The 21,383-nt window shown below is 50.5% G+C and carries 24 protein-coding genes; 13 read left to right on the forward strand and 11 right to left on the reverse strand.

Annotated elements, in window-relative coordinates:
• Positions 1-4 precede the first annotated feature (4 nt).
• From ACMZ66_RS15515 to ACMZ66_RS15535, 5 genes are all read left to right on the forward strand, one after another.
• The gene (locus ACMZ66_RS15515) at positions 5-604 is read left to right on the forward strand and encodes an urease accessory protein UreE (protein WP_416938421.1); all 600 of its coding nucleotides are present in this window, start codon (positions 5-7) and stop codon (positions 602-604) included.
• Entirely contained in the window at positions 531-1,301 is a 771-nt protein-coding gene (locus ACMZ66_RS15520; RefSeq protein ID WP_416938422.1) for an urease accessory protein UreF, read from the forward strand. The genes ACMZ66_RS15515 and ACMZ66_RS15520 overlap by 74 nt, the downstream gene beginning before the upstream one ends.
• Complete coding sequence (gene ureG, locus ACMZ66_RS15525) at positions 1,298-1,918, forward strand: urease accessory protein UreG (protein WP_008888415.1); 621 nt, start codon at positions 1,298-1,300, stop codon at positions 1,916-1,918. The genes ACMZ66_RS15520 and ureG overlap by 4 nt, the downstream gene beginning before the upstream one ends.
• A gap of 198 nt (positions 1,919-2,116) precedes the next feature.
• Entirely contained in the window at positions 2,117-2,563 is a 447-nt protein-coding gene (locus ACMZ66_RS15530; RefSeq protein WP_416938424.1) for an SRPBCC family protein, read from the forward strand.
• A complete protein-coding gene (locus ACMZ66_RS15535) occupies positions 2,550-2,909 on the forward strand; it encodes an ArsR/SmtB family transcription factor (RefSeq protein WP_416938426.1) in 360 nt (119 codons plus the stop codon). Before ACMZ66_RS15530 ends, ACMZ66_RS15535 begins: the two co-directional genes overlap by 14 nt.
• Before the next feature lie 3 nt (positions 2,910-2,912).
• Here the strand turns inward: ACMZ66_RS15535 and ACMZ66_RS15540 are convergent, their stop codons facing one another.
• Positions 2,913-4,196: an ImmA/IrrE family metallo-endopeptidase gene (locus ACMZ66_RS15540; protein WP_416938427.1), complete on the reverse strand. Its 1,284-nt coding sequence runs from the start codon at positions 4,194-4,196 to the stop codon at positions 2,913-2,915.
• Between the two features lie 324 nt (positions 4,197-4,520).
• On the opposite strand from ACMZ66_RS15540, the gene ACMZ66_RS15545 reads away from it, so the two are divergent.
• The 3 genes from ACMZ66_RS15545 (at position 4,521) to ACMZ66_RS15555 (ending at position 6,430) form a co-directional block, all read left to right on the forward strand.
• A complete protein-coding gene (locus tag ACMZ66_RS15545; RefSeq protein ID WP_416938429.1) occupies positions 4,521-5,069 on the forward strand; it encodes a biotin transporter BioY in 549 nt (182 codons plus the stop codon).
• 93 nt (positions 5,070-5,162) lie between these two features.
• The gene (locus ACMZ66_RS15550; protein ID WP_416938430.1) at positions 5,163-5,837 is read left to right on the forward strand and encodes an energy-coupling factor ABC transporter ATP-binding protein; all 675 of its coding nucleotides are present in this window, start codon (positions 5,163-5,165) and stop codon (positions 5,835-5,837) included.
• Positions 5,834-6,430, forward strand: a complete 597-nt coding sequence (locus ACMZ66_RS15555; RefSeq protein ID WP_416938431.1) for an energy-coupling factor transporter transmembrane component T family protein — start codon at positions 5,834-5,836, stop codon at positions 6,428-6,430. The genes ACMZ66_RS15550 and ACMZ66_RS15555 overlap by 4 nt, the downstream gene beginning before the upstream one ends.
• A gap of 108 nt (positions 6,431-6,538) precedes the next feature.
• Here ACMZ66_RS15555 and fghA read toward each other — a convergent pair whose 3' ends face one another.
• Both fghA and ACMZ66_RS15565 read right to left on the reverse strand, forming a co-directional pair.
• On the reverse strand, positions 6,539-7,393 hold the full coding sequence (gene fghA, locus ACMZ66_RS15560; protein WP_416938433.1) for an S-formylglutathione hydrolase: 855 nt from the start codon (positions 7,391-7,393) through the stop codon (positions 6,539-6,541).
• Positions 7,394-7,489: 96 nt separating this feature from the next.
• The gene (locus ACMZ66_RS15565; RefSeq protein ID WP_416938435.1) at positions 7,490-8,617 is read right to left on the reverse strand and encodes an S-(hydroxymethyl)glutathione dehydrogenase/class III alcohol dehydrogenase; all 1,128 of its coding nucleotides are present in this window, start codon (positions 8,615-8,617) and stop codon (positions 7,490-7,492) included.
• Positions 8,618-8,737: 120 nt separating this feature from the next.
• On the opposite strand from ACMZ66_RS15565, the gene ACMZ66_RS15570 reads away from it, so the two are divergent.
• The 3 genes from ACMZ66_RS15570 (at position 8,738) to wecB (ending at position 12,141) form a co-directional block, all read left to right on the forward strand.
• Positions 8,738-9,613 (forward strand): LysR substrate-binding domain-containing protein, encoded by an 876-nt coding sequence (locus ACMZ66_RS15570; protein WP_416938436.1) that lies wholly within the window; start codon positions 8,738-8,740, stop codon positions 9,611-9,613.
• A 146-nt stretch (positions 9,614-9,759) separates the two neighbouring features.
• Complete coding sequence (locus ACMZ66_RS15575) at positions 9,760-10,989, forward strand: glycosyltransferase (RefSeq protein ID WP_416938438.1); 1,230 nt, start codon at positions 9,760-9,762, stop codon at positions 10,987-10,989.
• 6 nt (positions 10,990-10,995) lie between these two features.
• Entirely contained in the window at positions 10,996-12,141 is a 1,146-nt protein-coding gene (wecB, locus tag ACMZ66_RS15580) for a non-hydrolyzing UDP-N-acetylglucosamine 2-epimerase (RefSeq protein ID WP_416938440.1), read from the forward strand.
• Here the strand turns inward: wecB and ACMZ66_RS15585 are convergent.
• From ACMZ66_RS15585 to ACMZ66_RS15615, 7 genes are all read right to left on the reverse strand, one after another.
• Entirely contained in the window at positions 12,092-13,594 is a 1,503-nt protein-coding gene (locus ACMZ66_RS15585) for a lipopolysaccharide biosynthesis protein (protein ID WP_416938442.1), read from the reverse strand. The two genes, wecB and ACMZ66_RS15585, sit on opposite strands and share 50 nt — an antisense overlap.
• On the reverse strand, positions 13,591-14,340 hold the full coding sequence (locus ACMZ66_RS15590) for a class I SAM-dependent methyltransferase (protein ID WP_416938443.1): 750 nt from the start codon (positions 14,338-14,340) through the stop codon (positions 13,591-13,593). The genes ACMZ66_RS15585 and ACMZ66_RS15590 overlap by 4 nt, the downstream gene beginning before the upstream one ends.
• Complete coding sequence (locus tag ACMZ66_RS15595; RefSeq protein WP_416938445.1) at positions 14,337-14,900, reverse strand: GNAT family N-acetyltransferase; 564 nt, start codon at positions 14,898-14,900, stop codon at positions 14,337-14,339. The genes ACMZ66_RS15590 and ACMZ66_RS15595 overlap by 4 nt, the downstream gene beginning before the upstream one ends.
• 511 nt (positions 14,901-15,411) lie before the next feature.
• Positions 15,412-16,710: an O-antigen ligase family protein gene (locus ACMZ66_RS15600; RefSeq protein WP_416938447.1), complete on the reverse strand. Its 1,299-nt coding sequence runs from the start codon at positions 16,708-16,710 to the stop codon at positions 15,412-15,414.
• A gap of 4 nt (positions 16,711-16,714) precedes the next feature.
• The gene (locus tag ACMZ66_RS15605; protein ID WP_416938449.1) at positions 16,715-17,935 is read right to left on the reverse strand and encodes a hypothetical protein; all 1,221 of its coding nucleotides are present in this window, start codon (positions 17,933-17,935) and stop codon (positions 16,715-16,717) included.
• Between the two features lie 9 nt (positions 17,936-17,944).
• Complete coding sequence (locus tag ACMZ66_RS15610) at positions 17,945-18,808, reverse strand: polysaccharide deacetylase family protein (RefSeq protein WP_416938450.1); 864 nt, start codon at positions 18,806-18,808, stop codon at positions 17,945-17,947.
• Positions 18,809-19,121: 313 nt separating this feature from the next.
• Positions 19,122-19,589, reverse strand: coding sequence for an SDR family NAD(P)-dependent oxidoreductase (locus ACMZ66_RS15615; protein ID WP_416938451.1), 468 nt, complete (start codon positions 19,587-19,589; stop codon positions 19,122-19,124).
• Positions 19,590-19,684: 95 nt separating this feature from the next.
• Here ACMZ66_RS15615 and ACMZ66_RS15620 point away from each other — a divergent pair, with 95 nt between their 5' ends.
• A complete protein-coding gene (locus ACMZ66_RS15620) occupies positions 19,685-19,873 on the forward strand; it encodes a YegP family protein (protein WP_416938453.1) in 189 nt (62 codons plus the stop codon).
• A gap of 93 nt (positions 19,874-19,966) precedes the next feature.
• Here the strand turns inward: ACMZ66_RS15620 and ACMZ66_RS15625 are convergent, their stop codons facing one another.
• Entirely contained in the window at positions 19,967-20,749 is a 783-nt protein-coding gene (locus tag ACMZ66_RS15625) for a 3-hydroxybutyrate dehydrogenase (protein ID WP_416938454.1), read from the reverse strand.
• A gap of 185 nt (positions 20,750-20,934) precedes the next feature.
• Between ACMZ66_RS15625 and ACMZ66_RS15630 the strand changes: the two genes are divergently transcribed.
• Positions 20,935-21,375 carry an acetyltransferase gene (locus tag ACMZ66_RS15630; RefSeq protein ID WP_416938456.1) on the forward strand — a complete coding sequence of 147 codons (441 nt, stop codon included), beginning with the start codon at positions 20,935-20,937 and terminating at the stop codon, positions 21,373-21,375.
• The last annotated feature ends 8 nt before the right edge of the window (positions 21,376-21,383 follow it).

Consider the following 21,383-nt stretch of genomic DNA (forward strand, 5'->3'; position numbering starts at 1 on the left):
CATCATGCGTCATGCCATTGAACATATACCGGTCGACCGAACAGACAGCGCATCCCGCCTTGTTGAGGTGCGCGGGACGGTCACATTGGCCTTTGCCGATCGTCATCGCCGCCGCATTCGTCTGATCGATGATGCGGGGGAGCCGTTCCTGCTTGATCTGCCCCATGCGGTGCGTCTGGCCGATGGGGATCGATTGCGCCTTGTTGATGGCGGGGTGATTGTTGTTCGCGCGGCGGACGAGCCGGTTCTGACCATCACGGCAGCCGGTCCGATCGCAACGGCCAAGCTTGCCTGGCATATCGGCAACCGCCATACCCCGGTCGAGGTTCTTAATGACGGGCGTTTGCGCATCATTGATGACCATGTCATGCGCGATATGATTATCGGTCTTGGCGGTGTGGTGGATGCCGAAATCGCGCCGTTCAATCCGCTGAACGGGGCTTATCACGGGCTTGGCGGTGCACATGGTCACAGCCATGGCAATGATCATTTCGATCATGATGATCACAGTCACGACCACGACCATGATCATGGCCACAAGCACGAACATTCCCACGATCACGGCCATTCCCATCATCATGGACATTCGCATGACCACGGATGATCTGACCCTTAACCCCGCAGGCCTGATGCGTTTGATGACCTGGCTGAGCCCGTCATTTCCGGTTGGTGCCTATACCTATTCCCATGGCGTGGAATACGCGGTGGAAGATGGTCGGGTGACGTCGGCTGAGACCCTGATCCGATGGGTTGAAGGCGTTCTGGAATTTGGTGCCGGGCGGATTGATGCGGTGCTGTTTTGTGCTGCATGGCGCGCGGCTCTTGCCGGTGATGAAGACGCGCTGTTTGACATTGGTATTGAGGCAGATTGCTGGCGCGGGACATCTGAAATGGCGTTGGAGGCAACCGCTCAGGGGCGTGCCTTTGTCTCGACCGTCGAAAAAGTCTGGGGCGATGGCATCATAACCCGATGGGCTTCACGCATGCGTGCTGATGATCGCCTGCCATCCTATCCGGTTGCTGTTGGCATTGCCGCGGCCGAGGCAAAAGTCCCCTTGCGCGATGCGCTGACCGCCTATTTGCATGCGATGGCGGCAAACCTTGTTTCCAGTGCGGTGCGTTTGGTGCCGCTTGGTCAAACCGATGGTGTCAGGTCGCTTTCATCCCTTGATCAGGCGGTATCGATTGCCGTTGATCACGCGATGCAGGCCGAACTTTGCGATCTTGGTGCGGCTGCACCGATGGTCGATTGGACATCCATGAAACACGAAACCCAATATACGAGGCTATTTAGATCATGAGCTCTCCTCTTCGTATCGGAATTGGTGGCCCGGTTGGTTCGGGCAAAACCGCACTTCTGGAACGCCTGTGCAAGGCGATGCGCGATGAGTTCAATATCGCGGCCATCACAAATGACATCTATACCCGCGAAGATGCCGAATTCATGACCCGGTCGGGCGCATTGGCAGCAGACCGCATTGCCGGTGTTGAAACCGGTGGCTGTCCGCATACCGCCATTCGTGAAGACGCATCGATCAATCTTGCAGCGGTCGAAGACATGGCCGCCAAGCATGCGGGACTTGAGGCGATCTTTATTGAATCTGGTGGCGATAACCTGTCTGCCACCTTCTCGCCGGAGCTTGCCGACATCACCATTTACGTCATCGACGTTTCTGCCGGTGACAAAATCCCGCGCAAAGGTGGACCGGGTATTACCCGATCAGACCTGCTTGTGATCAACAAAACCGATCTGGCGCCACTCGTTGGCGCGGATCTGGGCGTGATGGATCGCGATGCCAAGAAAATGCGTGGTGATCGTCCGTTCCTGTTCACCAATCTCAAGGCGATGGATGGCCTTGAAGACGTGAAAAACTTCATCATCGAGACAGGGGGGCTCCGCCAATCCGCAGCATCCTGATATGGGGATATAAGGATAGCTGCACGGGCAAAGCCAAGCGCTTTGACCCAAGGATGACGGGAGCACGCATCGCCCGGCTGGAAACAGCCGGGCGTTTGTGCATCCGGCCCAAATTGCCGCCCAAAATCTATTATGCAACTTTTCAGTTGCATAATAGAAAATCTTCTGGCAGATTAAATGCAACCAGGAGGTTGTGTTATGTCAAATACCATTGAGAAGTCGATTGAAATCAAGGCATCCCGTTCACGTGTCTGGCAGGCCCTGACAGATCATCAGGAGTTTGGCACATGGTTCGGGATTGATATCAAAGCCCCGTTTGTCGTTGGCGAGGTGTCCAGAGGCATGATGACCATCGAAGGTTTTACTCATGTGCCGTGGAACTCGACGATCAAGGCCATGGAGGAACCGGGTTACTTTGCCTATACATGGCATCCCTATGCGGTTGACCCCGAAGTCGATTACAGCGGTGAACCCGAAACCCTTGTCGAATTCTGGCTTGAAGAAACGTCCGGCACGACATCGGTAAAGGTGCGGGAAACCGGATTTGATAATCTGCCCCCCCATCGCATTGCCGATGCACTGCGGGCCAATACAAACGGCTGGGGCTTCCAGCTTGAAAACATCAAGAAACATGCAGAAAGCTGAAAATAATTCGGACATTGGCAAACATGACAAGGATTTCTCCGTCATGTTTGCTGCTTTGGGCGATCCTACACGCTTGGCGATCTTTGATCGTCTGGCCGATGGCAAGCCACGCTCGATCTCGGTTCTTTCCGATGATGCCGATATGACCCGCCAAGCCGTGACCAAGCATCTTCGCGTGCTTGAGGCGGCGGGCCTTGTGCAAAACCATCGGGTCGGGCGCGAAAGCCAATATGCGTTTTGTCCTGAACAATTGGCACAAGCCCGTGCCTATCTTGATCAGGTCGCGGGACGTTGGGAATTTGCCCTCATGCGGCTTAAGTCATTTGTCGAAGACGATGAAGTTTAGGCATCAATTTGGCCAAGTTTGGCGAAAGTCAGCTACAAAGTTTTGAAGCTGTTTTCTGTTATCAGTTATGCAGCCCAAACTTTTCAATCTGATTTCGATGACTTGGCTAGACGTGTTGAAATGCTCGGAAACGGCTTCAAGTAACAGGTAATAGTTGGACAAATTTTGCGGTTGGTTGTCTACGAATATGTACCCGTGCCCGCGATCTCTGATGTCGAGTTCAGTCCTTAGCTGTTGTACTTTTTCGACCAAACTGAACTTTGGTAGGAGTAAATGGGACGCAAACATGTTGGCCTGATACTCCATTCGGTTGATTAAGTTGCCTTTCGTTTCATGTTCATCGACAACCAAGTCTTGTTTGATAGTGGTTTCAGAGCGGAGGAACTGGTCATGGTTTAGGTGAAAGTGACCAATTTCGTGAGCTAGGGTGAAGCGTTCACGCTTTCTGTTTCCATGTGCGTAAATCACTATTCTCCTAGTGGCGAAGTCAGCACGTCCTAGAAGTTCGCTCTCTTCAACAGTGTCTCCAGATTCTTCAGATATTGTAAGATCAATAGACAGTTCTTCGCAAATTTTAATTAGATCAACAGGACCATCATCGTAGCCAATCATTGTATGTATTTGGCTTGTAGTTTGCTCAATTTCGTCCGCTCGCAGGTATGGAAACTGACTTTTGGATAAGATTTGAACTTCAGATTTGTCGGGTTCTTCGCCTGCGACTACACTAAGGAGTTGATGCGTGTTGTCGTAGTATTTCCCGGAAAAATAAGCGGCGAACTTGAGTGAGCGAAAGCGACTGTTAGAGTTGAACATTGAAGCTCTTGCATGCTTGGATTTCAGGTCGTCGGTGAACCGGCGTTCGGCCAAAAATTCCAAACCATTTGGATTGTATTTGATAATCCCGAGCTTTCTGCTGCGAGCCACCTTTTCTGCGCCACTTTGGAGTTTGGAAGTTACAACAATGATGCCTTTCGTGTTGTCTCTTCCAATGTCAGACAGTTTGTCGGAAAACTCTCTAATCTCGCTATCCGGGATAGCGCTGCTATAATTCTTGCACTCAAAAATTATAATTTGCTGTGGCTCGAGGTGATCTTCTCGCCGGAGTTCAATTGAGACGTCGAACTCGATGTCATCCTCGCGCTCTTTCGAGTAATATCTGGGTTTGCGCCTGATCGTGCAGCGATCGGGCGGTAATGTTCCAATCAAGTATAGACCAGCATTCTGTTGCTCTTTCAGGTAAGCAAAGATTGCGTTCTCAAGTTCGTTTCCGATTCGAACTGTATCCAACTCAGCTCACTCCGTAGAGACGTAAACCTAGTAGATGTCCGTGAAACCATCATGGATTGCTGATCTATGCAGTGCAATCGCGAACTAGTTGTCTTTTCGATTTTTGTCTCTGATCGCGTCGGGTTCTTTAAGCCACTGAAAAGGTGTGTCCTTGATGCATCAGGTGAACTGATGGTTGATTGACATCGTCATTTTGCTTGGCGTTGCCGATATTTGCGGTTATCCCATATCGCGTTGAGCCGGTCGGGCGGACCGGTTAACGAAAGGCATCCTTGCGCAAGGGGTTGATGCAAGATGCCTTATAACGGGAATGGGAACCGTTACATGAATACCAAAGATATCGTCTATATCGCCTTGTTTGCGGCACTGACCGCTGTTCTTGGCCTGTTTCCGCCAATCACGCTTCCGGTTACCGGCGTTCCGGTAACAGCCCAGTCATTGGGTCCGATGTTGGCTGGTGCCATTTTGGGCGCACGTCGCGGTGGGCTTTCCATCGTGCTGTTCCTGGTGCTGGTTGCTGTTGGCCTGCCGTTGCTTTCGGGTGGTCGTGGTGGCTTTGGCGTGATGATTGGTGTGACCGGCGGCTTCATCTTTGGCTGGGCCATTTCGGCCTTTGTCATTGGTCTGCTGATCGAGAAATTCTGGAACAATCTGAACGTTATCAACGCTGCCCTGTCGATTGCCTTTGGCGGCATCGTTCTGCTCTATGCCATTGGCAATGCCTGGGTCGCGGTTGCCGCTGACATCAGCTATTGGCAGGCAACTGTCGGCGCAGCTCCGTTCCTGATCGGGGATGCGATCAAGGTTGCGATTGCGACCGCCGCATGCCTTGCCGTGCGCAAGTCCTATCCCTTGATTTCCAAAACGGCCTAACGTTTTATGGGCGCAAGCAGTGATTGCTTGCGCCCGTTTTCTTGATGCCGGTTGACCGGCCTTTCCTGCCATAAACCACGGACAGACAACCCCATGATCCGGTTTGAAAATGTCTCTGTACAATTTGATCAGCGACGTGCGCTTGATGATATTGATCTGACGCTTGGCGAAAAGCGGATCGGGATTGTCGGTGCCAACGGATCAGGCAAAAGCACGTTTGTGCGTTTGTTAAACGGGCTTCAAACCGCAACGTCGGGCAAGGTTCTGGTCGATGATTTTGATGCCGCCAAGGATGGCCGCAAATTGCGCCGTCATGTCGGCTTTGTTTTTCAAAACCCTGATAATCAGATCGTCTATCCGGTCGTCGAAGAAGACTTGGCCTTTGGCCTGAAGGCATTGAAACTTCCGAAGGACGAGATCAATTGCCGTATTGATGAAATTCTCGCGCGCTATGACCTGACCGAGTTCAAAACCCATCCCAGTCATTTGCTGAGTGGTGGCCAGAAGCAGCTTCTGGCGATCTCGGGCGTTTTGGTGATGGAGCCGCGCTATATCATCTTTGATGAACCGACCACGCTTTTGGATCTGCGCAATCGCAACCGGGTTGAACGTGCGATTGCCGAGCTTGATCAGACCGTGATTACGGTATCGCACGACCTTGATCTGATTGCGGGCTATGACCGGGTTTTGGTGTTTGAAGGCGGCAAAATCGTTCTTGATGGCAAGCCGGGCGACGTTATTCCCAGATATCGGGAGATGATGGCGTGATCGCAGGGCTTTACATCGAAGGCCGTTCTGCCCTGCACCGTGCATCCGCCGGGTCAAAGATCCTTGCGATGATCGCCCTTGGCACGGGGGTGTTTTTAATCCCCGATTGGCCGGTCGTGGGCTTTGTCATGGCCACGGTTTTCCTGCTGTATCCGGCATCGGGATTTGGCCCGCGCATCATCTGGGCGCAGATCAAGCCGATCCTGTGGTTGCTTGCGATCTTCTTTGCGGTTCAGTTGTGGCTGAATGACTGGCAGGCGGGGTTGCTGGTTGTGACCCGGATCGCAGCGATCGTGATGTTCGCATCGCTTGTGACGCTGACAACCAAAACATCCGATCTGCTAAGCGCGCTCGAACGTGCAATGCAGCCCTTGCGTCCAATTGGTGTAAACCCGGAAAAGGTCAGTCTCGCCATTTCAATGGTGCTGCGCTTTATCCCGGTGATCGCCACGGTGGCATCGGAAATCCGGGATGCGCAACGCGCACGCGGGCTTGATCGATCCATCCTTGCGATGATCGTGCCGCTGATTATCAGAACGCTTAAGATGGCTGATGATGTGGCCGATGCGATTGAAGCGCGCAGCTTCGACTAATCGCCCTGCCTGCCCAGAAGACTATCCCCCAAATAAAAGGCCCCGGCACGCCATGGGGGGAGGTACGTGGCGACGCGCCGGGGCAATCGAAGATCGGGGTGCAATCAACTACAGGCCAAGATGCTTGGCATGGAAGCGGATGTGATCTTCGATAAAGCTTGAGATGAAGTAGTAGCTATGGTCATAGCCATCCTGCATGCGCAGGGTCAGCGGATAGCCTGATGTCTTTGCTGCTGCTTCAAGGGTTTCGGGTTTAAGCTGCTCGGCCAAAAAGCCGTCTGCATCGCCCTGATCAACCAGTGCTGGCGTCTGAACATCAGCCGATTTGGCAGCCTTCATCAGTTCCGAGCTGTCCCAGTCTTTCCAGACCGATTTGTCATCGCCCAGATAATTGCCAAGCGCCTTCTGGCCCCACGGGCAATTGACCGGGTTGGTGATCGGGGAGAATGCGGTAACCGATTTGAACGTGCCTGGATTACGAAGCGCGATCATAAGCGCGCCATGGCCGCCCATCGAATGGCCGGAAATCACCGCGTCATCACTGACCGGGAAGTGATCCTTGATCAGGGCTGGCAGTTCCTTGGTCACGTAATCATACATGCGGTAATTGCGTGCCCAGGGCTCCTGGGTGGCGTTGACGTAAAAGCCAGCACCCTTGCCGAAATCATAGGCCTCGTTTTCATCATCGGGGACATGATCGCCGCGCGGGCTGGTGTCCGGGGCGACGATGGCGATGCCGAGTTCGGCGGCGATGCGAAACGCACCGGCCTTCTGCATGAAGTTTTCATCGGTACAGGTCAGGCCCGAAAGCCAATACATCACCGGGACCTTGCTGCCATTGCTGGCCTGGGGCGGCAGGAAGATGGCAAAGCGCATGTCACAGCCCAGCACCGCAGACGGATGGGTGTATTGCTTTTGCCAGCCGCCAAACACCTTGTTGCTTGAAGCGTTTTCAATACCCATTGGGGCTCCTTGAAAGTGCCAATGCCGGAATTTCGGTTTTGACTGCGCCGGAAGATTTCCGGCATTGGCGTGATCATTCAAACTATTTTTGGATGATCAGTAATGAATGACGGAACGAATGCTTTCGCCTTCATGCATCAGGTCGAACGCTTCGTTGATGTCTTCAAGCTTCATGGTGTGGGTGATGAAGTCCGACAGTTTGAACTCACCAGCAAGGTAACGCTCAACATAATCAGGCAGCTGCGAACGGCCTTTAACGCCACCAAATGCCGTGCCGCGCCAGACGCGACCGGTCACCAGCTGGAACGGACGGGTCGAGATTTCCTGACCGGCACCGGCAACACCGATAATCACCGACTCACCCCAGCCTTTGTGGCAGCATTCAAGGGCGGAGCGCATGACATTGACATTGCCAATGCACTCAAATGACCAGTCAACGCCACCATCGGTCAGCTCGACAATCACTTCCTGGATCGGTTTGTCATGGTCTTTCGGGTTGATGCAATCGGTCGCGCCAAGCTGTTTTGCCAGATCGAATTTCTTTTCGTTCAGATCAATCGCAACAATGCGGCCCGCACCGGCCATCTGTGCGCCGATGATGGCCGAAAGGCCAATACCGCCCAGGCCAAAGACCGCAACAGAATCACCCTTTTGAACTTTGGCTGCGTTGACGGTAGCACCCATGCCGGTGGTGACACCACAGCCCAGCAGGCAAACTTCTTCAAGCGGTGCGGATTTGTTGATCTTGGCCAGCGAGATTTCCGGAAGCACAGTGTATTCCGAGAAGGTCGAGCAACCCATATAGTGATAGATCGGCTTGCCATTCTGCGAGAAACGCGTGGTGCCATCAGGCATCAAACCCTTGCCCTGGGTGACGCGGATTTTCTGGCACAGGTTGGTTTTACCTGATTTGCAGAATTTGCACTCGCCACATTCCGGGGTGTAAAGCGGGATCACGTGATCGCCAACCGCAACGCTGGTCACACCTTCACCGATAGATTTAACAATCCCGCCGCCTTCATGGCCAAGGATCGCCGGGAAGATGCCTTCGGGATCGTCGCCCGACAGTGTAAAGGCATCGGTGTGGCACACGCCAGTCGCAACGATTTTGACGCGCACTTCGCCGGCTTTGGGCGGTGCGACCTGTACTTCTTCGATCGACAGCGGTTTGCCAGCTTCCCAGGCAATGGCGGCTTTACAGGTAATGGTGGTTTCGGCGCTCATGACGCTCCTCCGGCGTTTGAATGTGTAATGCGATCAGTCTATTTATTTCCCCCGAAATGATAATCGGCTATTTTGGTAATTCACTTTTACCAATGTGAAATAATAATGGGGTGATCGGCGATGAATGCCTGGGACGGGATCAGCGAATTTATCGCTGTATCAGAGCGCCAAAGCTTTACCGCAGCGGCCAAGCAGCTTGGCATTTCGGTTGCCCAGGTCAGCCGTCAGGTAACCGCACTTGAGGAAAAGCTCGGCACCCAGCTTTTCTATCGCACCACGCGCAAGGTCAGCGTGACCGAAGCTGGACAGATTTATTATCAGCATTGCCGACAATTGCTTGATGGTCTGGGCGAGGCGGAGCGTGCGATTGGCAACCTGACCGAAATGCCGCGCGGCAAGCTCAAGCTCACCGCGCCCACCACGTACGGCGAAACCGTGATTGCGCCGCTGGTGAATGATTTCGTCACCCGCTATCCCGATCTTGAAGTGCAATGCCGCTTCACCAATCAGAAACTTGATCTGGTGCTGGAAGGCTATGACATGGCGATCCGTCTGGGGCGGCTAGATAGCACGACGGGCAGCCTGATGACCCAGCAGCTGTCAACGCGTCGCCTTTATGCCTGTGCCGCGCCCAAATACCTCGCCAAACGCGGCGAGCCGCATTCACTGTCCGAGCTTAACCATCATAATTGCCTTGTCGGGACACTTGATTACTGGCGCTTTGAAGAAGATGGGCGTGAACGCACCGTGCGCATCCATGGCTCCATCCATGCCAATAGCGGACAGGCGCTTTTGGATGCCGCCCTCAAAGGCATCGGCATCGTGCAATTGCCCGATTACTACGTCGATCCATGGATCGCCAGCGGTGATCTGATCCCGGTCCTGACCAAATATCAGCCATCCGATGAAGGCATCTGGGCGATCTACCCGACCAACCGGCACCTTAGCCCGAAGATCCGCATGCTGGTCGAGCATCTTGGGCGGTATTTGGGGTGAGGGTAAGTGTGAGGTGCTTCGGTAGTCCATACTAAATGACGCGATGACGGTTGGTATGGCTCTGAGTTTCTTTCGATCTTGATGCATATCGATTATACAAATTCAGGTAAGTTAACGGTCTTGCGGCCGTTGAATTTGGTTGCGAGTTGTCCGAAGATTTTAACCGCGATCTCTTTGCGAAGGTCCTTGTTTTGACAAATACCTTGATCGTTGTAGTGCCTGCCAGAATATCCGAATGGATTGCGAAAGGGGAAATATCTCCTGGCTACTTCAATCCAGATGGTCGCTTTAAAAAGGTGTTGGTGGTGTCACTGTTGCCTGACCAACCAAGCGAAGAGGTGGTCAGTTTTCTCTGTCAGGCTGAAGAGTCATCATTCGTGTCCTTGGACCTGCTGACCGTTTCAGGATTGGTTTACTCAGCAGGTTTTTCGCCATTCTTGGTTGGAAAGCTCATTCAAAAGTCACTAGTGCCGCTCTTGCAAACAGAAGAGAGCTTTGTTGTGCGATCATATGGTGACAGTTTCGCCGGAATGTTTGCTGCATTGCTGGGCAAGGCATTGAGGTGTCGATCAGTCGCAAGTGTGCATACGACCTTCACGCATATACCGGTCGGTGAGAAAATCTCCGCGAAGGGAAAGTTGCTGCGGTTCCTTGAGAAGAGGAGCAGGGCGTTTACGCACGAAAATATTGATGCACTTGCGCCAGTCTACAGCCCGATCATGGCATCTATTCCGGAAAGATATCACCACAAATCCTATGTGATCCCGAATGCTGTCGGGGTGGTCCAAACGCATAAGAAGCTTGATTATGACAGAATTGACATTTTCAAGATTGTTACGGTTGGCCGCCTTGTTCCAGGAAAAAGTGTAATGCCGGTACTCGAGGCGCTCAGGGAACTTGAGTGCTGGGAGTTGACCATCATCGGCGATGGTCCATGTCGTTACGAGATTGCTGATTGGATTGCTCGTTATGATAAGGCAGGGAAGGTCAGGCTGGTACCTTCTATGAAAAACGATGATTTGGTCGCTTCTCTAAGTACGTTTGATGTTTTTGCTGCATACACGGCATATGCAGAAGTACCAAAAACCGTCATTGAGGCAGGTTTGGTTGGTTTGCCGATTATTTTGAACAAGTCCTCAAGCGCTATTGCACAAGAATACGATGGAGCACCGATCATTTGGGTTTCAGGAGATGCGTCGAGCTATCGTAGTGCTTTTAAAGGACTGGGTTGGGATTTTGTTGACCTCAAGGAATTAGGCATTACAACAAGAAACCGCTTTGAAGCAGTTTTTAATCCTGTTTCTTCTGGCAAATTGATGGCTGATCTCATATCGCAGACCCCGAACAATGGTCTGCGTCCGTGGAATAAGGATTGAATGCGCGTGACTGATAGCTCGACGAAACGGATTGCTGTTGTTGCGGGAACAAGGCCGGAGTTTATCAAGCTGGCGCCTGTTATTCGGTCACTGAGAGCTACTGCAGGTGAGAGTGCGGTTCGAGTTTATTCGACGGGGCAGCATCGAAGCCTGATGGACCAAGCTATTCACAGTCTACATTTGAAAGTTGATGTTGATTTTGACTTGATGACACATGCGCAACCTGCTGCAGAAATTCAACGACGTATCATTTCTGCGCTGGATAGGGAGTTCAAAGCCAGAAAACCTGATGTCGTTGTTGTACAGGGCGACACAATTTCGGCTTTTGGCGGCACGATGGCGGGTTTCTTGAACAATATTCCGGTCGCGCATGTCGAAGCAGGTCTTAGAAGTCACGACATCAATAATCCCTGGCCGGAAGAGGGGCTAAGGCAAATGATTGCGCGGGTCGCTTCCCTTCATTTTGCTCCGACCGAAATCGCAAAAAGTAACCTGATGCGCGAGGGTATTCCTGAAAGCCGTATCAGTATCGTCGGCAATCCCGGGATCGATAGTTTGGTCGCTACTCAGGAAAACTCGTGCCAGATTTCAAAGAATCAAGATGGCTACGACTTTCAGGCAGGTCGACCGTTTGCCTTGATAACAATGCACCGCCGTGAGGCTTTGCAGGGAGCGCTTGATGCATTTTGTGAGAACCTCAAGCTTACCATCGGCAATCATCCAGAGCTGGATTTCGTTTGGCCTTTGCATCCTAATCCAATGGTTCGGGAGATCGTAGAGCGTCATTTCCAAGAAATACCGGTGAACCTTCGTTTCGTAGCGCCTCTTCCTTACGACGAAATGGCTACCATTCTTCCAATGGCGCGCATTGTCGTAAGTGACTTAGGTGGCATGCAAGAAGAAGCTCCTTATTGCGGTGTGCCAATCGTTGTTATGCGTGATGTTACTGAACGACCTGAAATCATTGATTTGGGGTTAGGTAAACTTGCTGGCGCACACGGGATTTCGCTTGCAGATGATTTTGAGAGTTTCATTGCCAATAGCATTAATCTCGCTGCCGTCGAGAAATGGAGAAACATTCAGGGGCGCGGTAACTCGGCAGTCAAGATTTCACGTTGTTTGCTTGAGTATCTAAGCGACGCTCAGTCGTAGTAATCAGGTAACGACCGCTGCAATAGAGTGCAGAAAAAATTAAGGCTGGTATGGCGATCTCAGTGATGACTGTCGTGCTAGGGGGAAGTGAACGTACTGCAAGATAGGTTAGCAATAAGGCGATCGTATTCAGGGTGCATAACAAGATAAGCTTTGAGGAGCGCCACACAGTGCCTCCAAACCCGTTGCGATTTGCACTGATCGCGTAAAATATTGCGAGGCACAACTTTCCTGTTAGCATGCCCGCAGCTATTCCGGCGAGCCCCGATGCTGGTGCAAAATGCCAAGCAACGGCAAACCCGACCGATGAGCAAATTATGGTGGCTATCATCAGTCGTTTGCCTGAAGAAATCGTGACCAGATAGTACTCCCAGCCGGTGGTTACTTGGGAAACCACAATTGCAGACCCGGCAATGAGAATGACAGGTGTCATTTGTTCCACAGAACTATTCAACAACAGCGATATAGCAGGGTTGGCGATAAGCACCGCCAACGCCATTACAGGAAGTGCCAGTTCTAGGAACAGCATTGTGTAGTGTTTGACAGCATTTCTGCACCCCTCGATGTCGCGACCTTTCACGCTTTTAGCAACTGTCGGAAAGAGCATCCACCAAACCGGAGCTCCCAAGGCAGCGATAACAGACAGCATCATGATACCTGCTCCGTAGTGGGCAACGGCCTCTGATCCCAAGAAACGTCCGACGATGAGCCGGTCACCCAAGTTCGCCGCCCATTCAGCAAGGCCGGCCAACATGAATGGTAGACCGGCTACGGCCGTTCGAAACGGTGGTATGGTCGATCTTCCTTTAAACTTGCGATGTGTGCGCAAGAAGGCTGGACCAAGAACAAGTCCAATGATGATCAGTTTTGCTGCAGCAATGGACAGTAGTGCTGTTTCGAGTGATAACTCACCAAATAGGAGAATTCCGACCAGGCCTGTCATGTGCAAGCCGAAGCCGGCAATCTGGACATAAAGGGATGCGCGAGCCTTTATGAGTGCGCGCAGATATTCCCCGACTAATGCTTCTGTTGCAAATATCCAAGCAAGTGCAGGGATTGTTAATGCAAGCCAGTTTCTGTGTTCAAACATGCTCAGAGCAAAATAGCTCATGATTGTGTCTGACAGGAGTGCGAGGGCTGCTGCTAGCGCCACACAAAGAGCACTAATTATTCCCAACGCAATTGCAAGTAAATGTGGTCCCTGAGTGCTGTTTCGATGGCCCGCGAGTTGTCTGATAACCGTGAAGCCTAAGCCCGCAGAAACAAGTGGAACAAATGCAAAAGAAAGACTCATGATCTGCAGGTAACCACCAAAGACATGGGCTCCCAAAGACCACGACAGCAACGGCGTCAAAACAAAAGCGCTGGAACGTACTGCTCCCTCGGCAATGAAACGGATGCCAAGATCACTTCTGAAGAAGTGTGTTGCGCTTCTGATCGCCTTTCCTATCAAATGCGCTTTTCCTTACGAAGTACGATATATTCGCGGTTAGCCAATAGTGGCACTTTTGCCGTCACTTTGCCGTCCAAGTCTGGCCCTTCACCATTGCGGTGGATCCAATGCCGCAAACTGGTTTTTTGTTCCACATAGGGCAGGTACAACAACTGTGTTAGAAAACCCGTCGCTATTGTTTCCACGGGATAGCAACCCAAGCAGCTAAAAAGCTTTCCGGTTGCTTTATTGGAAAGCGGGAAAATTCCAGGAAAACCGAGTTTCCTGTAGTGCCGCCGCCAGTATAGCCATCCAAAATTCCAAGGACGTGCAATATCGACGATTACGTGTCCACCTGGGCGAACGATCCGTACAAGCTCTGAAATTGCTTTATCCTGATCGTGCATGAGGAGCAAGGTTGCATAGCAATAAGCTAAATCTACTGATTGGCTTGCTAACGGAATAGACTGAGCCTTCGCGACGATGGGTTTTGGTTTTTGAAAGTTTTCAAGCGCGTCAAAGCTATCACGAACGCTCATCTTCTTGAGCATTCCGAAACTTAAATCAATACAGGTGACATCGCGGTTTACACATGCGAGTTCAATAGCATGTCGACCGCTTGCTCCGCCAACGTCGACAACTTGCTCTCCTTCACTGGAGTACTTCCTTAGCAGCCACCATTTAAGAGCTTGTGGGTACTCCTGCCCAATCTCCGTTTCGTAGGTTTCCGCACGACCATCAAAATGGATTTGTTCGTGAGAAGTCAATGTGTTGCTCCTCTACTTAAAAGATGTCTAGCTATGCTCATAATTGACTCGGTTATCGGTCGATAGACAGTTTGACCTCTGAAGTACGGATGCAGTTCTCCGCCAAACGATTTTTTGAAATCGTTGAGACCTTTTAGCTTGCCATGCGGAATGCCAGGAAATGCCTCTCCGCAATCAAGATAGCTGATGCCGATTTGTTTCAATTCTTTTATTGCATGCCATATTCCAAGATCATTGGCGCAGAGCTGTAAGGCCTTTTTGCTGCCTGCGGTCGTCCAATAAAGTGCACAATTTTTGTAGATTAAAAAATTGTGGATAGCGAGAACCTCATTATCAAGCATAACCACACAGCTCTTGCTCAGGCCAGCGGGCGCGACGGTTGACTGTATGGTTCTGAAATATTGATTTGGGTGAGGTTTAATCCCATTTCGGCGACAGGTTTGCAGATGAAGGTTGTAGTATACGTCAAGTAACTTCTTGTCCGGGGTAACTATCTCCGCCCGCAGATCATTGCGAATAGCTTTGTTGATCTGCTTTCGGCAACGGTGCTCGATAGTCATCCAAAGCTCTTGTTCACTTCGGTCGGAAATTCTAAGGACCCAAGATTGGGTCGATGCATCGGTTGAGCCGAAGTGACACAGTGGGTTTGGAGTGGGTTGGTTCGTGTATAGGAATCTAGGAGCCAGTGGAGGGCATGATATATCTACCCGCCTCGCGCCGTTCTTTCGTGCTAAATTTTTTAGCTCTTGAGAGACTAACGTTTGAATTGTGTGCTGTGTCCGACGAGGCACGCCTGAACAGATGGCTGGGCCGCCAGTGCTTTCCATATATGGCCCGAAAAAAATCGAGTATTTATTTGAGTTCACGAGGACGAGTGGGACAAGGGCATGAATACGTAACTGTTGTTCTGAGGACACAATTGCGAAGCTAAGATCCGTCGTGTTATCCCATGTTTGTCGAGCCTCGAGTAACTCCCACCTATGCCAAGCCCAGGCTGCATCTATATCGTCGCTCGCCTGATTCCAAATGTTTTTGGGGATGTTACGCCGTTCGAGTAATTTTAACATAGTGTCACGTTTTGTCTTTCAAGACATGTCCCAAGGCAAACCAGCAGCCAATAAAGAAGACAAAAATGATATGAATGTAGTGGAAGCGTGTAACACTCAAATCAAACGCCTCTGCAAAGAAAAGTCCGAACAATAATGCCGCTATAACATGACGGTGATCAATCCTCCCTTCTATTCGCTTGTTGCTCGTGGGAGTTGCAAAAACTGGAGTAAGCCAAATCAGGAACAAGGCCAAAGTGCCAATAATTCCGGTTTCGAGCATTGCGTTCAAGTGAACAGAGTGTACGGCTTGTACATCTGCACTTTCCTTGAAAAGGTATTCGGCTCCTACGCCGTAACCTACTCCGACGAACCAATGCTCTAGAAAGCCTTGCCAAGCCATCGATATCATTTGGGCGCGTTCGCTGAGTTGAAGTAGTTCTTGCTGTGAAATTGGCGTAAGCTTGAGGGGGGTAGCTATAGTTGCGGGCGTGGAGGTTGCTGTTCCAAATAAAAATAACATCAAGACGATGATCATTACTGAAATAATGATTTGTCTTATGCGATTGTGATGCAAGTGATAATATATTAGGGCGGTGGAAAATAAAAGAAATCCCATTCGGGAAATAGACATAATTAGTCCGATTAAGCTTATAGCCTGAATTGTCATCCGTATTTTTTTGTTTTCCGTTGAAGTGTATGCTAGAAAAAATGTCATTGCCGACATGATTCCCATCCCATTCGGGTTGGGGAAAATACCGCCAAAGCGTTGAATGTAATAGTTTGTTTGGTTTAATCTAAAAGCGCGATACGCTATATTTTGGTGCAGTTCAATTCCTGCAAAGTTCATTGTTACAGTTAAGTATCCCGTTTTGTTTATGAGGTTAAAGTCATATAAAGCCATGACTATGTTGTATAAAGTTGAAACTATAGTTATCAGGATTACGCTGATTGATAGTCCTTGCAGTAATTTCTGAGGATTTCTGGATGATCTGAAAATATAGAAAGCAAAAAAGGAGACGCCAAATATTAGCACAAATCGGGTTATGCTTTTATGTGTTTCATTTGATATAGTACTAGATATTGTTATTGATGATAAAACTACAATGAAAGCAATAATATTTATTGAAGATATTTTTTCTATTTTTTCTTTTTTTTTGTCGATTAAATGCAGGGAGAGAATTGATAGGAGTACTATAGTGATTTGGAGAAATGGATTGATGTATAGTGTGGATGAGTTTACATGAATTACACAAAAGCTAAGTATTATTGTCGAAAATATAACTGATGATATTTCCGTTATATTTTGATTATTTTTTTTCATTTTCTTATCTCTTGATGGCGTCTGTTATTATTTTTCTGAATGTTTGTCCTACGGTTGATGCGGAAAAATCAGAGCTAATGCATTGTTGTCTGCAGCGTGGGTGTCGCATTGATAAAGCCTTTTCCATTTCGACGCAAATTGCTGTTACGCTGTCAATGCTTGCTACTAGGTGACCTCTTTCTCGAGTGATTGCAGATACTGTGCCTTCGCGGCAAATCGATAAAACATGTGCGCCACTTCCAAAATAATCGATGATTTTTGATGGCAAATAGAAACTCTCCTTCATATTGGTGCTATCAATCACAATAAGAAGGTCGGAAACCTGCATTAGTGATAGAGCTTTTTTATGCGATATTTGGCCGGCATAACGAATTTTTCTGTCTGTGTGTTCTTGGTTGAATGCGTCGAAGTTGTCATATTTTTCGTGGTGTGACCCAAACACTTCAACTGATAGATTTTTGTTTGATGGTATGGATATTTTACTTAGTGCTTCAAACAGCACGTCGGGTTGTCGATTTCCGTAGAAAGACCCGAAAATACGCCAAACATATTGTGATTCATCCTTAAGCGAAGTGGCGGGGTGGGCTTCGCGAGGGTAGAGATTGTAGTCAATGCAGTGCGGTACAACGTATGACTTTTTTACCGCTGCATTGTGCCCTTTGGTCATATGTTCGAGCAGGCCGGTTGTCGGAAAAATAAGACGATCAGCTAGCTCCATGACTTTTTCTTCATGTTTCTGGCTAAGGTGCGAAATGAAGGGAATAAACGGTTGGTGATCGGACTCTGACCATGGGTCGGAGAAGCATGCGATCCAAGGTAGTGCTGGGTTTGATTTCTTGAGTCTGAGGCCAACTAAATGCGCAGAGTGATATTGAGAGCGAGTGATTAAGAGGTCGTATTTGCGGGGCATCAATTGTTTGGCGCGTTGATGTACGCTGGAGTTTGCTAGAAGCCAGCGGTCTGGGCGAAGTGGCAGGCGCGGAACTCTGCATAAGTACTTAGTTAATGGCGACGGCGAGACCTTGATGACTTCACCGTTTATGTCGGCGGCGTATTCGCCCATCTCGTCATCGAAAAAATCGCTGACTAGGCCGTCTTCAAGGGTTAGGACGTCAATCTTGCAGTCTGGAATGTTTCTCATCAATTTGGCGCTGACGAAAGCTTCCGGGCTGGCGGTTGGGGGATAACAGTAGCCTATTACTAGTATGCGCGGTGTATCTGTCATCTTTTGCAGTTAGCTCATTTTGGCATCAAGATACTTGTCGTATCCTGGATGGCTGTAAGGCGCAAAGTTGGTAAGCAAGTCGAGCAACTCTTCATCTTGTGCGATATCAGCAGGGTCAAAATAAATGTTTGTCATTGGCTTTTTGCCGGAGGCGAACTTGGAAAGATAGTCTCCCAGCTCGGCAACAAGTTGCTCGCGTCCGAGTGCGTCCGGTGCTGCAATAAATCCCCAGCTGTCAATCAGCTGCGTTGGCTTTCTGAGTGATCCGCTTAATGGGAGTTCAGTAATGCCATTCTTTTCTTTGTAAATGGGGCCATTCAAGAAGCCAAAGATGGGCGTGGTGGAAGAAGACGCTTTGTACTCAAGTTTCGCCAAAAAAATGTAGAGCTTCTGCAATTGAGCAGGTGAATTGAATTCACCGAAGTGTGGGGTTCTAAATATGCTTGGCGATTTTCCGGTTAGCTGAAGGATTGTATGGTGACCGTCAAGAATGTCTTGCTGCCACACTGCGTCATCTACATCGCGGTATGTAAAAGTAGAATAAACCCGACCAGATGAAAGGTCGACTTCGGCATGTTTACGGTACCCGTGATTTATAAAGTATCCGCCCATTGAGAGGAGCTGCTGGTACTCATCCCAGTGATTTCTGAGTAATTCACCAGGGATTGCGTAGCCTGCGCGCATGCCCACCTTGTTCAGACGCGATTGAATGTTGATGGCTGCTTCAGCGTCGCGATCTGTATCGCAATCAAAAGTCAGGAAAAAATTCTGACTACTTGTTGTGTTTGATTTTTTAAGCTGGCTTCTCAGATACAGACTCGGAAGCAGCCTTAAGGCAATTTTACCCAAGAATATTTGAGTTTTGCTGACCATTTTCCGAAGCCGAACATTTGGAACACGTGTATCAGTTTCCTAGCATGCGTTAAATTGTGTGCATAGTGGAAATGAAGTCGAGTGGGGCAATCTCGACTTCTACATATGTTGCTAAGTGGCGTGTTGTTCTTGAAAGAGGGGGCTCCGGAGGGCTGCGCGTATTGGTGCGGAGGCGAGGTTCTTTATTGCGCCGCACGACCACCATCAACCTAACTATGCGTGCCCGTCATCTGCGATGCTGCGTCAGAGCAGAGGAACAGGGCGGTTTGGCCGATCTGTTCGGGGAAAGCGAACTGTTTGGACAGGGCGGAGGTCAGGTGGATTGCGGATTGCTCAATAGAAATGTTGCTTTCCTTTGTTCGCGCTTCGATCTGGCGTTCGACCAGTTCGGTGCGGGCACGGCCAAACGGGTGGTGTGGAAGACGGAGCTTAGGTTGATCGCGATCACCGCGCCCCATTTCTCGACCGGGAAATCATCGACAATGGCGGTATATTGAATGCCCGCATTGTTGATCAGGATGTCGATGCCGCCAAATTTGGCTGCGGCATCCTTCATCATTGCATCGATCTCATCAGATTTGGGCAGGTCGGAACCGTTATAATGTGCGGTGGCGCCATCGACGGTTTCGATCGCTTTGAGGGCGGTTTCAATCGCATCGGCATAGCCAGTGGTGATCTGATCCCGGTCCTGACCAAGTACCGGCCATCCGACGAAGGCATCTGGGCGATCTACCTGACCAACCGCCATCTCAGCCCCAAGATCCGCATGCTGGTCGAGCATCTTGGGCGGTATTTGGGGTGATCGATCTTCACGTCACATAAACCGACTTTGCGCGTCATCCATGACATGGAAACACGACGCAGCAGAAGAGGTGAATGATGGCGCAATGTGTTGATGCCCGCGGGGATCGTTGGGAGATTTATGAGGGCAAGGACGGCTGGCGCTGGCGGCGTACGGCCAGTAACGGGAATATTGTTGGGGCGGCAACGCAAGGCTATTCAAAGCGTTCGGACTGCATCGCCAATGCCGAACGCAACGGCATGACCTGCACGCCCAAAGACTGATCAGATCGATACGAGCAAACAACAAAGAAAAAGCCCCTCAGGCAGATATGCCGAGGGGCTTTTGAATGTGCTTTGTGCGTGTCTGACGGGCGGTTATTGCGCCGTCCAGCCGCCATCAACCGACATGTGGGTTCCGGTCATCTGCGATGCTGCGTCAGAACACAGGAACAGGGCGGTTTGGCCGATTTGTTCGGGGCTGACGAACTGTTTGGACGGATGTTTGTCAGAAACCAGACGGGTTGCGGATTCTTCGATCGAGATATTGTTTTCCTTGGCGCGCGCTTCGATCTGGCGTTCGACCATTTCGGTGCGGACCCAACCCGGGCAGATCGCGTTTGCAGTGATGCCGGTTTCAGCGGTTTCAAGGGCGGTGACCTTGGTAAGCCCGATCACGCCGTGCTTGGCGGCAACATAGGCTGCCTTCTGGACCGATGCGACAAGGCCGTGGGCAGAGGCGGTATTGATGATGCGGCCCCAGTTTTTCTCGCGCATATAGGGCACGGCCAAACGGGTGGTGTGGAAGACGGAGCTTAAGTTAATCGCGATCACCGCGTCCCATTTCTCGACCGGGAAATCTTCGACATTGGCGGTATATTGAATGCCGGCATTGTTGATCAGGATATCGACGCCGCCAAATTTGGCCGCAGCATCCTTCATCATTGCTTCGATCTCGTCAGGTTTGGACAGGTCGGCACCGTTATAATGTGCCGTCACGCCATAATCGGTTTCGATTGATTTGCGGGTCGCTTCAATCGCATCGGCATCGCCAAAGCCATTGAGCATCACGTCCGCACCAGCCCCGGCAAGGGCGCGCGCCATGGCAAGGCCGATCCCGCTGGTGGAGCCGGTCACGAGTGCGCGTTTTCCTGTCAGCATCTTGTCTTCTCCCTGTGTGTGAGGAGTTTGATCCTCTTGTTAAGTTGGAAGGATCATGCCGCACTGCAACCAAGCTGGCAAGAAGTGGTGTGACCAATTGCCGTCCCGCGCGCCGATGGCCCCGAAAATTGTAACTGTCACAATGGTTTGCTTGTGTGTCGTTCAAGGCCGAAATAATGTGCGCCATGATCGAAATCAGAGCTTCCAGACCCGAAGACAGCGACCGCGTGATCGATATCTGGCGCAAGGCTGTCGATGCCACCCATGATTTCCTGACGCCCGAAGACCGTCTGGCGATTGATGATTTGGTGTGTGGCTTTTTACCCGATGCGCCGCTTTGGTTGGCGGTGGATCAGGATAATGTCGCGCTTGGCTTCATGCTGATCGATGATGGCCATATGGAAGCGCTTTTTGTCGATCCTGCCCGTCATGGTGCGGGTATCGGCAGGGTGCTTGTGCAGCATGGATTGGATCTACATCCAGGCATGACGACGGATGTAAACGCGCAAAACCCGAAAGCCGTTGGTTTTTACGAGGCGATGGGGTTCGTGCGCACCGGGCGTTCTGATCTTGACGGGCAGGGGCGGGCTTATCCTTTGATCCATTTGAAATATCAGGGTGCCTGACGGCAGGA

It is taken from the genome of Thalassospira sp. (genome assembly GCF_048059015.1).
Taxonomy (GTDB): Bacteria; Pseudomonadota; Alphaproteobacteria; order Rhodospirillales; family Thalassospiraceae; genus Thalassospira.

Coding starts and splice junctions, on each gene's coding strand:
- ACMZ66_RS15515 (WP_416938421.1), top strand. CDS start 5: ATGCGTCATGCCATTGAACATATACCGGTCGACCGAACAGACAGCGCA.
- ACMZ66_RS15520 (WP_416938422.1), top strand. CDS start 531: ATGGCCACAAGCACGAACATTCCCACGATCACGGCCATTCCCATCATC.
- ureG (WP_008888415.1), top strand. CDS start 1,298: ATGAGCTCTCCTCTTCGTATCGGAATTGGTGGCCCGGTTGGTTCGGGC.
- ACMZ66_RS15530 (WP_416938424.1), top strand. CDS start 2,117: ATGTCAAATACCATTGAGAAGTCGATTGAAATCAAGGCATCCCGTTCA.
- ACMZ66_RS15535 (WP_416938426.1), top strand. CDS start 2,550: ATGCAGAAAGCTGAAAATAATTCGGACATTGGCAAACATGACAAGGAT.
- ACMZ66_RS15545 (WP_416938429.1), top strand. CDS start 4,521: ATGAATACCAAAGATATCGTCTATATCGCCTTGTTTGCGGCACTGACC.
- ACMZ66_RS15550 (WP_416938430.1), top strand. CDS start 5,163: ATGATCCGGTTTGAAAATGTCTCTGTACAATTTGATCAGCGACGTGCG.
- fghA (WP_416938433.1), bottom strand. CDS start 7,393: ATGGGTATTGAAAACGCTTCAAGCAACAAGGTGTTTGGCGGCTGGCAA.
- ACMZ66_RS15565 (WP_416938435.1), bottom strand. CDS start 8,617: ATGAGCGCCGAAACCACCATTACCTGTAAAGCCGCCATTGCCTGGGAA.
- ACMZ66_RS15570 (WP_416938436.1), top strand. CDS start 8,738: ATGAATGCCTGGGACGGGATCAGCGAATTTATCGCTGTATCAGAGCGC.
- ACMZ66_RS15595 (WP_416938445.1), bottom strand. CDS start 14,900: ATGACTATCGAGCACCGTTGCCGAAAGCAGATCAACAAAGCTATTCGC.
- ACMZ66_RS15600 (WP_416938447.1), bottom strand. CDS start 16,710: ATGAAAAAAAATAATCAAAATATAACGGAAATATCATCAGTTATATTT.
- ACMZ66_RS15605 (WP_416938449.1), bottom strand. CDS start 17,935: ATGACAGATACACCGCGCATACTAGTAATAGGCTACTGTTATCCCCCA.
- ACMZ66_RS15610 (WP_416938450.1), bottom strand. CDS start 18,808: ATGGTCAGCAAAACTCAAATATTCTTGGGTAAAATTGCCTTAAGGCTG.
- ACMZ66_RS15615 (WP_416938451.1), bottom strand. CDS start 19,589: ATGCTCGACCAGCATGCGGATCTTGGGGCTGAGATGGCGGTTGGTCAG.
- ACMZ66_RS15620 (WP_416938453.1), top strand. CDS start 19,685: ATGATGGCGCAATGTGTTGATGCCCGCGGGGATCGTTGGGAGATTTAT.
- ACMZ66_RS15625 (WP_416938454.1), bottom strand. CDS start 20,749: ATGCTGACAGGAAAACGCGCACTCGTGACCGGCTCCACCAGCGGGATC.
- ACMZ66_RS15630 (WP_416938456.1), top strand. CDS start 20,935: ATGATCGAAATCAGAGCTTCCAGACCCGAAGACAGCGACCGCGTGATC.